Raw genomic sequence first — 13591 nt, forward strand, 5'->3', positions numbered from 1 at the left:
CGGTGAGCCCCGCGCCCCGGCGCCGGGGCGGCGACATCAGGCCCACGACCCCCCGGCACGCCGCCGCCAGCCCCCCGGCCGTCCGCCGAGGCGGCGCCATGAGCCCCGCGACCCTGCGCCGGGGAGCCCCCGTCAGGCCCACGGCCGTGCGGCGTGACGGCCCCGTGAGCCCCGCCGTGCGCCGTCGTGGCGACATCAGGCCCACGGCCCCGCGCCGCCGCCATGGCCGCGCCATGAACCCCCCGGCCGTCCGCCAGGACCACCGCCGCCGCCCCGGCGGGCGTCGACAGCGCGGAAGTGATCGCGGCCAGGATCGTGGTGACGGTCGCGACGACCGCCCGCCGGTACGTCCTGCCGCGCCCCACGACCACCACCTCGACGCCCGCGCCTGCCGTCCGCCCGCGACGCACGGGACCGACGCGGTGTCACCAGCCCACCACGCCGGGGACGATGCCGCACGCCCAAGGCCGCCGCCCCGGGGAGACCCGTCGGGGCCGCCCCGAGGCGTCCTCAGCGGATCGCGGAAATCGGCCGCGGTTCGAACGGCGCCCCGAAGGGGCACGGGGCGCCGCGTGGGCGACCGGCCACGGCGGCGCCGCAGGACGCTCGACGGCATGTCGGGGCATTCCCGGCGGAGCGCTTGGGCGTCAGACCCGCACGGCGTCCGGCCTGCGCGGCCGTGCGTCCATCGCGGTGCGCAGCGAGGCGAAGTCCTCCACGCAGCGGCCGGTGCCGATGGCCACGCAGTCCAGCGGGTCGTCGGCCACCAGCACCGGGATGTTCAGCTCGCGCCCCAGCCGTACGTCCAGGCCGCGCAGCAGGGCCCCGCCGCCGGTCAGCACGATGCCGCGGTCCATGATGTCGCCCGCCAGCTCCGGCGGGGTCTCGTCGAGTGTGGCCCGCACCGCCGCGACGATGCTGTCCACCGGCTCGGCGAGGGCGTGCCGCACCTCGTCCGAGGTCAGTTCGAGCACCCTGGGCAGCCCGGTCGCCTGGTCCCGGCCGCGGATGGTGCAGCGGTCCGGCGGCAGCAGCGCCTGGGTGTCCTCGTTGTCCTCGCTCTGGCTCGGGATGAACACCTCGACGTTCCGCTCGGGCCGCCGGACGGACTCCGAGACCCGCGGTACGGACAGCGGCCCGGTGGGCGAGGCGGATCCGATGGAGACCTTGATCTCCTCGGCGGTCCGCTCGCCGATCGCCAGCGCGTACTGCTTCTTCACATACGAGCTGATCGCGACGTCCATCGCGTCGCCCGCGGTGCGCACCGACCGCGCGGTGACGATGCCGCCCAGCGAGACCACGGCGACCTCCGTCGTACCGCCGCCGATGTCGACGACCATGCAGCCGGTCGGCTCGCTCACCGGCAGCCCCGCGCCGATCGCCGCCGCGATGGGCTCCTCGACCAGATGCACCTGACGCGCCCCGGCCTGGGTGGCGGCCTCCATCACCGCGCGCCGCTCGACGCCGGTGATCCCGGAGGGCACACAGACCACCACCCGGGGGCGGGCGAGCCGGCGGCTGCCCATGACCTTCTTGATGAAGTACCGGAGCATGCGCTCGGCGATCTCGAAATCGGCGATCACGCCATCGCGCAGCGGCCGCACGGCGACGATGTTCGTCGGCGTCCGCCCCATGGTCTCCTTGGCCGCCGAACCCACCGACAGCACACTGCCGTCGACTGTGTTCACCGCCACAACCGACGGCTCGTTGAGCACGATGCCCCTGCCTCGTACGTACACCAGTGTGTTGGCGGTGCCGAGGTCGATACCCATGTCACGCCCATTGAACGACTTGTTCTGCGCCATAAGTTGACATTATTGCTTATGCCGGATTCTGTCCCGGCACTGATGTCATTCGCACCACCGTGCGGCCATGCCACTGCTACCTTGCGGACATGATCGCGTCCGCTTCCTCCGCAGCTCAGGCCCCACGACCGGCCCGTGGCCTCGCGGCGGGCATCGCGGCGGCCCTGCTCGGAGCCCTGGTCTTCGGCTTCATCCAGGGCAAAATCGGCCACCGCGGCCAGGAGGTCGGCTACTGGGCGCTGTGCATCGGGCTGCTGACCGGCGCCGCGCTGGGCAAGCTGGGCGGCCGGGCGCCGCTGCTGGCGCTCGTCGCCATACCGCTGGCCGTGGTCAGCGTCTCGCTGGCGCAACTGATCGGCGTCGCGGTGCTGATGGGGGACGAGAGCTCCTGGCCCACCGCGGACACCCTGATCGAGCACTTCGGCCTGGTGGTGGAGTACTGGCGCGATCACATCCTGGGGCGCAACGACATCACCTTCTACGCCGTGGCGGGAGCGGAAAGTTACCTCGTCGCGAAGCGCGTCACCGAATAGCGGCGACGAATCCGCATATGCCGGGCCAACGTGTCTCCGTCCGGTCCCAGCCATGTCACGGACGCCAGACACGACTTGTCTGATTGTCATGCATGCCTGTTAGTTTTATGGCTCGAAAGTTTCCTTCCGCGTTCCCAGCCCGCAGCCGCTCATCAGCCGAGCTGTCCCCGGAACGCGGTCTCAACACCTTCATCCCCGGGGGAATTCCATGAGCCAGAACTGGCAGCAGCCACAGCAGCCAGGCGGGTACCCGCAGCAGCCGGGCGGCTATCCGCAGCAGCCCGCCCCGCCCCAGCAGGCCGGTGGGTACGGCTCCGCACAGCAGCCCGGCTACGGCTACCCGCAGGGGCAGCCGCAGCAGCCCCAGCAGCCGCAGCCGCCGTACGGCGGCGGCTTCCCGCCGCCCGCGCCGCCGGCCGGCCGGCCGGGCAACCCGCTGCTGGCGGTGGGCGTCGCTCTCGTGGCCACTGTCGTCGGCGCGTTCCTCTACGCGTTCCTGCTGAGCGCGATGGCGGACACGGACAAGACCCCGCCGGAGGTCACGCAGTTCGCGTACGCCGGTGTGGTCGTCGGCGCGCTCATCGGTCTGGCGGTCGCCAAGCTGGGCGGCCGCAACACGGGGCTGTGGGTGGTCGGCGCGGTGCTGGCCCTGGCCGCGGTGTTCCTCGGCGAGCTCTACGGCTACGCCATGATCCTGCACGATGTGATGAGCAACTACGCCGACAAGATCGGCGGCGGCGCCAGCAGCCAGGTGCTCTCCTCGAACGAGATCTTCTTCGACCACTTCAGCGACCTGTGGAAGTCGTGGAAGGAAGACTCCGACGCGCTGACCTACATCTTCATGGCGCTCGCGCCGGTCGCCGCGGTCAGCACCGCCTACCGGATCAGCAACCGCTGAGCCCGAACGAAACACGGCGAGGGGAAGGCCCCGACCGCGAGGCGGTCGGGGCCTTCCCCTTTCCGAACCGGTTGCCGGACCGGCTCGTGAAGAACGCTCAGCGCTTGTCGCGGGCCGACGGGGCGACCGTGACCTCGACCCGCTGGAACTCCTTCAGCTCCGAGTAGCCGGTCGTGGCCATCGCGCGGCGCAGCGCGCCGAAGAAGTTCATCGAGCCGTCGGGGGTGTGCGAGGGGCCGAGGAGGATCTCCTCGGTGGAGCCCACCGTGCCCAGGTTCATCCGCTTGCCGCGCGGCACCTCGTCGTGCACGGCCTCCATGCCCCAGTGGTGACCGCGGCCCGGTGCGTCCGTGGCCCGGGCCAGCGGGGAGCCCATCATCACCGCGTCCGCGCCGCAGGCGACGGCCTTCGGCAGATCGCCGCTCCAGCCGACGCCGCCATCGGCGATCACATGCACATAGCGGCCGCCGGACTCGTCCATGTAGTCCCGGCGGGCGGCGGCGACATCGGCGACCGCCGTGGCCATCGGCACCTGGATGCCCAGCACATTGCGGGTGGTGTGCGCGGCGCCGCCGCCGAAGCCCACCAGCACACCGGCCGCGCCGGTGCGCATCAGGTGCAGCGCGGCCGTGTAGGTGGCGCAGCCGCCCACGATCACCGGAACGTCCAGCTCATAGATGAACTGCTTGAGGTTGAGCGGCTCGGCGGCGCCGGAGACGTGCTCGGCGGAGACCGTGGTCCCGCGGATCACGAAGATGTCGACCCCCGCGTCCACCACGGCCTTGGAGAACTGCGCCGTGCGCTGCGGGGACAGGGCGGCGGCGGTCACCACGCCCGCGTCCCGCACCTCCTTCAGGCGCTGGCCGATCAGCTCCTCCTTGATCGGCTCGGCGTAGATCTCCTGCATCCGCGTGGTCGCGGTGTGCTCGTCCAGCTCGGCGATCTCCGCCAGCAGCGGCTCCGGATCCTCGTAACGGGTCCAGAGCCCCTCGAGGTTGAGCACCCCGAGGCCGCCGAGCTCACCGATGCGGATCGCGGTGCGGGGCGAGACCACCGAGTCCATCGGCGCGGCCAGGAACGGCAGCTCGAAGCGGTAGGCGTCGATCTGCCAGGCGATCGAGACCTCCTTCGGGTCCCGGGTGCGACGACTCGGCACAACGGCGATGTCGTCGAACGCGTACGCCCTGCGGCCGCGCTTTCCGCGCCCGATCTCGATCTCAGTCACGTGGGTGCCTTTCCCTGTTCACGAACAGCCGTCCCAGTATCCCTGCCCGCGCCGTCGCGAGGTCGCCCGGGTGAACGGCGCCCCCGACGGCGCGACCGGCGCGGACGGCGCGGATCAACGGACGGCGCGGATCAACGGCCGGAGTAGTTCGGCGCCTCGGTGGTCATCTGGATGTCATGCGGGTGGCTCTCCTTGAGGCCCGCCGCGGTGATCCGCACAAAGCGGCCCTTCTCCTTCAGCTCCGCCACATTGGCCGAGCCGACATAGCCCATCGACGCCCGCAGACCGCCCACCAGCTGGTGCGCGACCGAGGCCAGCGGGCCGCGGTAGGGCACCTGGCCCTCGATGCCCTCGGGGACCAGCTTGTCCTCGGACAGGACGTTGTCCTGGAAGTAGCGGTCCTTGGAGTACGAGCGGGCCTGGCCGCGGGTCTGCATCGCGCCCAGGGAGCCCATGCCCCGGTAGGACTTGAACTGCTTGCCGTTGATGAAGACCATCTCGCCCGGCGACTCCTCGCAGCCGGCCAGCAGGCTGCCGAGCATCACGGTGTCCGCACCGGCCGCGATCGCCTTGGCGATATCGCCCGAGTACTGCAGACCGCCGTCGCCGATCAGCGGCACCCCGGCCGCGTGACAGGCCCGGGCGGCCTCGTAGATCGCCGTCACCTGCGGCACGCCGATGCCCGCGACCACGCGCGTGGTGCAGATCGAGCCCGGGCCGACGCCGACCTTGACCCCGTCCACACCCGCGTCGATCAGCGCCTGGGCGCCGTCCCTGGTGGCGATGTTGCCGCCCACCACATCGACCGCGATATTGGACTTGATCTTGGCGATCATGTCGAGGATGCCCCGGCTGTGGCCGTGCGCGCTGTCCACGACCAGGAAGTCGGCCCCGGCCTCGACCAGCGCCTGCGCCCGCTCGTACGACTCGTCGCCGACGCCGACGGCGGCGCCGACGATCAGCCGGCCGCCCGCGTCCTTCGCCGCGTGGGGATACTGCTCGGCCTTCACGAAGTCCTTGACCGTGATCAGGCCCTTGAGCACGCCCGCGTCATCGACCAGCGGCAGCTTCTCGATCTTGTGGCGGCGCAGCAGCTGCATCGCGTCCTCGCCGGAGATCCCCACCTTGCCGGTGACCAGCGGCATCGGGGTCATGACCTCGCGGACCTGACGGCCCCGGTCGACCTCGAAGGCCATGTCACGGTTGGTGACGATACCGAGCAGCTTGCCCACGGCGTCCGTGACCGGCACACCGCTGATGCGGAACTTCGCGCACAGCGCGTCCGCCTCGTGCAGTGTGGCGTCCGGCCGGACCGTGATCGGGTCGGTGACCATGCCGGACTCCGACCGCTTGACCAGGTCGACCTGGTTGGCCTGGTCCTCGATGGACAGATTGCGGTGCAGCACGCCCACGCCGCCCTGGCGGGCCATGGCGATGGCCATCCGGGACTCGGTGACCTTGTCCATGGCGGCGGACAGCAGCGGCACGTTCACCCGGACGTTCCGGGAGACCCTGGACGAGGTGTCGACCGCGTTCGGCAGCACCTCGGAGGCGCCCGGCAGCAGCAGCACATCGTCGTACGTCAACCCGAGCATGGCGAACTTCTCAGGCACTCCGTCGACGTTGTCAGTCATGACACCCTTCCAATGGTCTTGCCCCAGCGCGGACTCCCATGCTAACGGGCTCCCCGAGTGCCTCATTCCGCCCTGTGGATAACTTCTCAGCGACCTGCCAAATGCGGAAGGCACAACAAGGTAACGAGCCGGTCAGAACTCCGGTGGGCCCTCGGGCTCACTGCTCGGCGAGCGCCCGCAGCCTGCTCAGCGCCCGGTGCTGGGCGACCCGCACCGCACCGGGGGACATCCCGAGCATCTGCCCGGTCTCCTCCGCCGTCAGCCCGACCGCGACCCTCAGCAGCACCAGCTCGCGCTGGTTCTCCGGAAGGTTGGCCAGGAGCTTCTTGGCCCACTCCGCGTCGCTGCTGAGCAGCGCCCGCTCCTCGGGCCCCAGCGAATCGTCCGGCTGCTCCGGCATCTCGTCCGAGGGGACGGCCGTGGAGCCCGGGTGGCGCATGGCGGCCCGCTGCAGATCGGCGACCTTGTGGGAGGCGATGGCCACGACGAACGCCTCGAAGGGCTTTCCGGTGTCGCGGTAGCGCGGCAGCGCGCACAGCACCGCGAGACAGACCTCCTGCGCCAAGTCGTCCACGAAGTGGCGGGCATCACCCGGAAGTCGGGACAGTTTCGTACGGCAGTAGCGCAGGGCCAGCGGGTGGACCAGGGCCAGCAGATCGTGGGTGGCCTGCTCGTCCCCCTCGGCTGCCCGCCCGACGAGGGCGCCGATCGTCCCCGTACCCCCGGGAGCTCCCTTGGGTGCTCCTGGGCTCTCGTCGTCGCGCGGCATCCATCCATGGTGCCTCGGGCCCGGCGGCTCCGTGGCACCGCGTCCGTAGTTGTGCGCTGAAGCGTTATGAGCAGGTGCGCCGGCTGTCGTCACGTCCTGCGCTCTCCCCTCACGCCCGACCGACTCGTCCCCGAGGAACTCCACACCTTCAAGGATGCGGCATAGCGCGGGGAACGGATACAGGCCACCGCCACAGCGCTCGCCGCGCACGCTCTCGCCCCGCCCGCCATCCGACGGGCGGGGACCGTAGCGCCCCCGCTGCGCAGCACGTCAGAACGGTCGTGGCCGGATCAGCGGACCAGACCCCAGCGGAACCCGAGGGCCACCGCATGCGCCCGGTCGGACGCGCCGAGCTTCTTGAACAACCGGCGTGCGTGCGTCTTGACCGTGTCCTCGGAGAGGAACAGCTCGCGGCCGATCTCCGCGTTGGACCTGCCGTGGCTCATGCCCTCGAGCACCTGGATCTCCCGCGCGGTGAGCGTGGGCGCGGCGCCCATCTCGGCCGAGCGCAGCCGGCGCGGGGCCAGCCGCCAGGTGGGGTCGGCGAGCGCCTGGGTCACGGTGGCGCGCAGCTCGGCGCGCGAGGCGTCCTTGTGCAGATAGCCACGGGCGCCGGCGGCCACGGCCAGCGCCACTCCGTCCAGGTCCTCGGCGACCGTGAGCATGATGATCCGGGCGCCGGGGTCGGCGGAGAGCAGCCGCCGCACGGTCTCGACCCCGCCGAGACCGGGCATCCGTACGTCCATCAGAATCAGATCCGAGCGGTCGGCACCCCAGCGGCGGAGGACTTCCTCGCCGTTGGCCGCCGTCGTCACACGCTCGACGCCGGGCACGGTCGCCACCGCGCGGCGCAGCGCCTCTCGGGCAAGCGGGGAGTCGTCGCAGACGAGGACGGATGTCATGGCCGCCCTCCGCAGCTGATGCGCGTCACCTTGAGCCTCCAGGCTGGTACATATCGTCACCTGAGCGATTGACAGCCCCGGATGTCTGTCCGAGAGCTTTACCCATCAACCGCCTCCGCACTCTCAACGACGGTCACCCGAAAGAGTTACGGGGTTCGGCGGCCACCTTCGACACTCTACGTGAGGGCGCGGACACGGAGCAGCTTCGTCGCGCCGGTCGCGTCCTTCGCGCCTCCCCCATAGGGCAGCCCCCGAGGCAGTCCCTTCGGTGGCATTTGGCGACCTTGCTTCCAATTTGCCGGTCTGTGTGGCTAGATTCGCAATGAGTCATATTTACATCTACTTACGCCGTAGGTGCACGACCCAGGACGCAGCGTCCGCAGCCGATCACTTCGAGGAGATAAGGCAATGGCAGATTTCTCCCGTCTTCCCGGCCCGAATGCCGACCTGTGGGACTGGCAGCTCCTGGCCGCGTGTCGCGGGGTCGACAGCTCGCTCTTCTTCCACCCGGAGGGGGAGCGCGGCGCTGCCCGCAGTGCACGCGAGATGTCCGCGAAAGAGGTGTGCATGCGCTGCCCGGTACGGGCGCAGTGCGCGGCCCACGCCCTTGCCGTACGCGAGCCCTACGGAGTGTGGGGCGGGCTGACCGAGGACGAGCGCGAGGAGCTCATGGGGCGGGCGCGGCACCGCGCGGTCGCCAGTACGGGCGCCCCGGGATCCTGATCAGGGCCGGCGTCCCGGCCAACTGAAGAAACGTTCCTCCCCTCACCACCCGCCGCCCGCGCGAACGGCCGGACGGCCCGCGGGGTGGGGCGCGCGCCGCTCATCTGCGGGCGGCCCGCTCCAGCCGGTCCAGCGTCGCCGCCACCACCGGGACGCGGGCGAGATCGGGCAGGGTCAGCGCGACCACTTCCCGGCGCACCGCCGGTTCCACCTCCAGCGTCGTGGCGCCCTTGGTCCGCACCGACTCCAGCGCCAGCTCCGGCAGCACCGCGACCCCCAGCCCGGCCCCGACCAGGCCGACGACCGTCGGATAGTCGTCCGTCGCGAAGTCGATCCGCGGGGTGAAGCCCGCGGACTCGCACACCTCCACCAGATGCCCCCGGCAGCGTGGGCAGCCCGCGATCCACGGCTCCCCGGCCAGCTCGGCGATCCCCACCGCCCCGGCGCCCGCCAGCTTGTGCCCCTCCGGCACCACGCCCACCAGCCGATCGCTCAGCAGCGGCCGCAGCACCAGGTCGTCCCACTCGCCGCCACCTCCGGAAGCCGCCTCCGCCTCCGCGCTCACCTGCGGATACCGGAAGGCCAGCGCGATCTCGCAGTCGCCCGAGCGCAGCATCTCCACCGAGCCCGGCGGCTCGGCCTCCACGAGCGAGACCCGCGTCCCGGGGTGCGCCGCGCGCATCTCGGCGAGCGCCATGGGCACCAGGGTCGAGCTGCCGCTGGGGAAGGACACCAGCCGCACCCGGCCCGAGCGCAGCCCGGCGATCGCCGCGACCTCCTCCTCGGCGGCGGTCAGCCCGGCCAGGATCCCGCCGGCGTGCCGCACCAGCGCCCGGCCCGCCTCGGTCAGCCGCATCTCCCGGCCGCTGCGGATCAGCAGCGGGGTGCCCGCTGCGCCCTCCAGGGCCTTCATCTGCTGGCTGACGGCGGGCTGGGTGCAGCCGAGCTCGCGGGCGGCGGCGGAGAAGGAGCCGGTGGCGGCCACCGCGCGCAGCACCCTGAGATGGCGGGCCTCGATCATGCCTTGAGCATAAGGGACCCTTGGGTATGGGCCGGGATATTACGTCGCCGCTTTGACCTCACTGCCTTACGGTGCGGTCATGCTCCATACTCCACACCCCTCGACGCACCCCTCGACACACCCCTCGACCGTCCTCACCGTGAACATCGGGGGCTCCACGCCGAGCATCCACACCGACTGGCCCACCGGCACCGGCATCGACAAGCGGCCCGTCGACCGCCCGGTGCGGGTCGCGGCCCCCGGGCCGAAGGGCCAGGGTGGCAGTGGTCTGGCCGGTGACGCCGTCTGCGACATCCGCCACCACGGCGGCGACGACCAGGCCGTCTACGCCTACGCCCGGGAGGACCTCGACGTCTGGGAGCGCGAGCTGGGCCGCGAGCTGACGAACGGCGTCTTCGGCGAGAACCTCACCACCAGCGGCATCGACGTCAGCGGCGCCCTCATCGGCGAGCGCTGGCGGGTGGGGAGCGAGCTGCTGCTGGAGGTGACCTCACCGCGGATCCCGTGCCGTACGTTCGCCGGGTGGCTGGGCGAACGGGGGTGGGTCAAGCGGTTCACCCAGGCCGCCGCCCCCGGTGCGTATCTGCGGGTGCTCGAACCCGGCGAGATCCGCTCGGGCGACCCCGTCGAGATCGTCCACCGGCCCGACCACGAGGTGACGGTCGCCTTCGTCTTCCGCGCCGAGACCACGGAGCGGGAGCTGCTGCCGAGGGTGCTCGCAGCCGGTGACGCGCTGCATCCGGAGGCGCGGAAGGCCGCCCTGAAGTACCGGTCCGCGCAGGCGATCTGACGGAAGCGGGCTGACGGAAGCGCTCATTCCGGCGCAGATCGCTCGCGGTGCCGCTCGGTGGTCCGCCGGGGCCTGCCATGGCCGATAACGTGCGCGTATGACGACTGCATTGATTACCGGAACCACCGCGGGCATCGGCGCCGCCTTCGCGGGCCGGCTCGCCGCCGACGGGCACAATCTGGTGCTCGTCGCACGCGACGAGAAGCGGCTGCGGGAGCAGGCGGCGGATCTGCACGACCGGCACGGCGTGGAGGCGGACGTGCTGGTGGCGGACCTCTCCGAGGATGACGGGATCGCTGCGGTCGAGGCCCGGCTGAAGGACCGTACCCACCCGGTCGATCTACTCGTCAACAACGCCGGATTCGGCAACCGCGCCCGCTATCTGGAGGTGCCGATCGCCGATGAGCTGCGGATGCTGAAGCTGCACTGCGAGGCGGTGCTGCGGCTGACCAGCGCGGGGGCCGGGACGATGCGCGACCGGGGCCGCGGCGGGGTGATCAATGTGGCGTCGGTCGCGGCCTTCTTCCCGCGCGGGACGTACGGGGCGAGCAAGGCGTGGGTCGTGCAGTTCACCCAGGGCGCGGCCAAGGACCTGGCCAGTTCGGGGGTGCGGCTGATGGCGCTGTGCCCGGGGTTCGTCCGTACGGAGTTCCACGCGCGGGCGGGGATCAAGGACACCAGCGTGCCGAGCTGGATGTGGCTGGACCCGGACCGGCTGGTCACGGCGGCGCTGAAGGATTTCGCCCGGGGCAAGTCGCTGTCCATCCCGGACCCGCGCTACAAGGCGATGTCGAGCCTGGCGAAGCTGGCCCCGCGCTCGGCCCTCTCCTCCATCTCCTCCAAGGTCGGCCGCCCCCCGGCCAAGGGGTAGCCCTTCGGGGGCGCGGTTCGGGTTCTGCCCACCTCCGGCCGCGGATGCCTGGGCGCCGAAGACCAACCGGCACGACACCGGCACGCCTCCGGGCCGTGGGCCGGGCGGAGCCGGGAGCGCGGCCTCGGGGCCCCGGAGCGGAACCCGGCAGGGTCTGGGCGCAGACCCGGCGAGCTCCGGGCGCGAACCCGGGGGTCCAGGGGCGGAGCCCCCGGGTGGATCGGGGGCGGGGCCCCCGCCCCCGAACACGCGAAGGCGCGGCCACCCCTGCGGGCGGCCGCGCCTTCGCGCTGCTCGTGGCAGAACGCCAGAACGCCGGAGCGTCAGTGCGCGTGACCGTGGCCGTGGCCGGCGGCCTCGGGCTCTTCCTCGGCCGGCTTCTCGACCACCAGGGTCTCGGTGGTGAGCAGCAGGGAGGCGATCGACGCCGCGTTCTCCAGCGCGGAGCGGGTGACCTTGACCGGGTCGATGACGCCGGCCTTCACCAGGTCGCCGTACTCCTCGGTGGACGCGTTGTAGCCGTGGCCCTTCTCGAGCTCGGCGACCTTCGAGGTGATCACGTAGCCCTCGAGACCGGCGTTCTCGGCGATCCAGCGCAGCGGCTCGACCGCGGCGCGGCGGACCACCGCCACACCGGTGGCCTCGTCGCCCTCCAGGCCCAGGCTGCCCTCCAGCACCTTCGCGGCGTGGACCAGCGCGGAGCCACCACCGGAGACGATGCCCTCCTCGACCGCGGCGCGGGTCGCGGAGATGGCGTCCTCCAGACGGTGCTTCTTCTCCTTGAGCTCGACCTCGGTGGCCGCGCCCACGCGGATCACGCACACGCCGCCGGCCAGCTTGGCGAGCCGCTCCTGGAGCTTCTCGCGGTCCCAGTCGGAGTCCGTGGTCTCGATCTCGGCCTTGATCTGGGCGACGCGGCCGGAGACCTCGTCCGCCTTGCCGCCACCGTCGACGATCGTGGTGTCGTCCTTGGTGACGGTCACGCGGCGGGCGGTGCCCAGCACGTCCATGCCGACCTGGTCGAGCTTGAGGCCGACCTCCTCGGCGATGACGGTGCCGCCCGTAAGGGTGGCGATGTCGCCGAGCATGGCCTTACGGCGGTCACCGAAGCCCGGGGCCTTCACCGCGACGGCGTTGAAGGTGCCGCGGATCTTGTTGACGACGAGGGTGGAGAGGGCCTCGCCCTCCACGTCCTCGGCGATGATCAGCAGCGGCTTGCTGGCGTTGGCCTGGATGATCTTCTCCAGGAGCGGCAGCAGGTCCTGGATGGAGGAGATCTTGCCCTGGTGGATCAGGATGTACGGGTCCTCGAGGACGGCCTCCATCCGCTCCTGGTCGGTGACCATGTACGGCGAGAGGTAGCCCTTGTCGAAGGCCATGCCCTCGGTGAAGTCGAGCTCCAGACCGAAGGTGTTGGACTCCTCGACGGTGATGACACCGTCCTTGCCGACCTTGTCCATCGCCTCGGCGATCAGCTCGCCGACCTGCTTGTCCTGGGCGGACAGCGCGGCCACGGCGGCGATGTCGGACTTCTCGTCGATCGGGCGGGCGGTGGCCAGCAGGTCGTCCGAGACGGCCTTGACCGCCGCGTCGATGCCCTTCTTCAGGGCGGCCGGGGAGGCACCGGCGGCCACGTTCTTCAGACCCTCGCGGACCAGCGCCTGGGCCAGAACGGTGGCGGTGGTGGTGCCGTCACCCGCGATGTCGTTGGTCTTGGTCGCCACCTCCTTGACGAGCTGGGCGCCAAGGTTCTCGTACGGGTCCTCGACCTCGACCTCACGGGCGATCGTGACACCGTCGTTGGTGATGGTGGGGGCACCGAACTTCTTGTCGATGACGACATTGCGGCCACGGGGGCCGATGGTCACCTTGACGGTGTCCGCGAGCTTGTTGACGCCGCGCTCGAGGGCGCGACGGGCGTCCTCGTCGAACTTCAGGATCTTCGCCATGAGTTGCGTATGTCCTCTCAAACGAACCGTGCCCCGACCCCGGTTTCAGATGACACGGGCACCGGGGCACGGCTCATAGGCAAAACTTGGTGATTACTTCTCGACGATCGCGAGGACGTCGCGAGCCGAGAGGACGAGGTACTCCTCGCCGCTGTACTTCACCTCGGTGCCGCCGTACTTGCTGTAGAGCACGACGTCACCGACGGAGACGTCGAGCGGAAGGCGCTTGCCGTCCTCGAAGCGGCCCGGGCCCACGGCCAGGACGACGCCCTCCTGGGGCTTCTCCTTGGCCGTGTCCGGAATGACCAGGCCCGAAGCCGTGGTCTGCTCGGCGTCGAGCGGCTGGACCACGATGCGGTCCTCGAGCGGCTTGATGGCAACCTTGGAGCTGGTGGTCGTCACGATCCGACCTCCCCCTTCGGAGATCTCACGGGGTCAACTGTCTGAGGTGGCGACCAGGTGGATCCGTCG

At 71.1% G+C, this 13591-nt stretch carries 13 protein-coding genes; 5 read left to right on the forward strand and 8 right to left on the reverse strand.

The window, feature by feature from the left end; genetic code table 11:
* Positions 1–647: 647 nt before the first annotated feature.
* Positions 648–1805, reverse strand: coding sequence for a rod shape-determining protein (locus IEJ02_RS45245; protein WP_137979104.1), 1158 nt, complete (start codon positions 1803–1805; stop codon positions 648–650).
* An 89-nt stretch (positions 1806–1894) separates the two neighbouring features.
* On the opposite strand from IEJ02_RS45245, the gene IEJ02_RS45250 reads away from it, so the two are divergent.
* Together IEJ02_RS45250 and IEJ02_RS45255 are read left to right on the forward strand one after the other, a co-directional pair.
* On the forward strand, positions 1895–2338 hold the full coding sequence (locus tag IEJ02_RS45250) for a hypothetical protein (RefSeq protein ID WP_137979103.1): 444 nt from the start codon (positions 1895–1897) through the stop codon (positions 2336–2338).
* Positions 2339–2546: 208 nt separating this feature from the next.
* Positions 2547–3236: a hypothetical protein gene (locus tag IEJ02_RS45255; protein ID WP_191070125.1), complete on the forward strand. Its 690-nt coding sequence runs from the start codon at positions 2547–2549 to the stop codon at positions 3234–3236.
* Between the two features lie 97 nt (positions 3237–3333).
* Here the strand turns inward: IEJ02_RS45255 and IEJ02_RS45260 are convergent, their stop codons facing one another.
* The 4 genes from IEJ02_RS45260 to IEJ02_RS45275 all read right to left on the reverse strand — a co-directional run bounded on the left by IEJ02_RS45260 (position 3334) and on the right by IEJ02_RS45275 (position 7766).
* Entirely contained in the window at positions 3334–4461 is a 1128-nt protein-coding gene (locus IEJ02_RS45260; RefSeq protein ID WP_137979101.1) for a GuaB3 family IMP dehydrogenase-related protein, read from the reverse strand.
* Between the two features lie 131 nt (positions 4462–4592).
* Positions 4593–6095 carry an IMP dehydrogenase gene (guaB, locus tag IEJ02_RS45265; RefSeq protein WP_137979100.1) on the reverse strand — a complete coding sequence of 501 codons (1503 nt, stop codon included), beginning with the start codon at positions 6093–6095 and terminating at the stop codon, positions 4593–4595.
* Between the two features lie 157 nt (positions 6096–6252).
* Positions 6253–6864 (reverse strand): sigma-70 family RNA polymerase sigma factor, encoded by a 612-nt coding sequence (locus IEJ02_RS45270; protein WP_223865497.1) that lies wholly within the window; start codon positions 6862–6864, stop codon positions 6253–6255.
* 290 nt (positions 6865–7154) lie between these two features.
* Positions 7155–7766: a response regulator transcription factor gene (locus tag IEJ02_RS45275; RefSeq protein WP_003948568.1), complete on the reverse strand. Its 612-nt coding sequence runs from the start codon at positions 7764–7766 to the stop codon at positions 7155–7157.
* A gap of 408 nt (positions 7767–8174) precedes the next feature.
* On the opposite strand from IEJ02_RS45275, the gene IEJ02_RS45280 reads away from it, so the two are divergent.
* Positions 8175–8489, forward strand: a complete 315-nt coding sequence (locus tag IEJ02_RS45280; protein ID WP_037952995.1) for a WhiB family transcriptional regulator — start codon at positions 8175–8177, stop codon at positions 8487–8489.
* 100 nt (positions 8490–8589) lie between these two features.
* Here IEJ02_RS45280 and IEJ02_RS45285 read toward each other — a convergent pair whose 3' ends face one another.
* Positions 8590–9510: a LysR family transcriptional regulator gene (locus tag IEJ02_RS45285; protein ID WP_137979098.1), complete on the reverse strand. Its 921-nt coding sequence runs from the start codon at positions 9508–9510 to the stop codon at positions 8590–8592.
* Positions 9511–9589: 79 nt separating this feature from the next.
* Between IEJ02_RS45285 and IEJ02_RS45290 the strand changes: the two genes are divergently transcribed.
* Positions 9590–10300, forward strand: a complete 711-nt coding sequence (locus IEJ02_RS45290) for an MOSC domain-containing protein (RefSeq protein ID WP_191070127.1) — start codon at positions 9590–9592, stop codon at positions 10298–10300.
* A 97-nt stretch (positions 10301–10397) separates the two neighbouring features.
* Entirely contained in the window at positions 10398–11171 is a 774-nt protein-coding gene (locus tag IEJ02_RS45295) for an SDR family NAD(P)-dependent oxidoreductase (RefSeq protein ID WP_191070128.1), read from the forward strand.
* 323 nt (positions 11172–11494) lie between these two features.
* On the opposite strand, the gene groL is transcribed toward IEJ02_RS45295, so the two are convergent.
* Together groL and groES are read right to left on the reverse strand one after the other, a co-directional pair.
* Positions 11495–13120 (reverse strand): chaperonin GroEL, encoded by a 1626-nt coding sequence (gene groL, locus IEJ02_RS45300; protein ID WP_191070129.1) that lies wholly within the window; start codon positions 13118–13120, stop codon positions 11495–11497.
* Between the two features lie 93 nt (positions 13121–13213).
* Positions 13214–13522, reverse strand: a complete 309-nt coding sequence (gene groES / locus IEJ02_RS45305; RefSeq protein WP_014054228.1) for a co-chaperone GroES — start codon at positions 13520–13522, stop codon at positions 13214–13216.
* Between the last annotated feature and the right edge of the window lie 69 nt (positions 13523–13591).

Source organism: Streptomyces sp. 5-10, from assembly GCF_014712245.1.
Lineage (GTDB): Bacteria > Actinomycetota > Actinomycetes > Streptomycetales > Streptomycetaceae > Streptomyces > Streptomyces violaceusniger.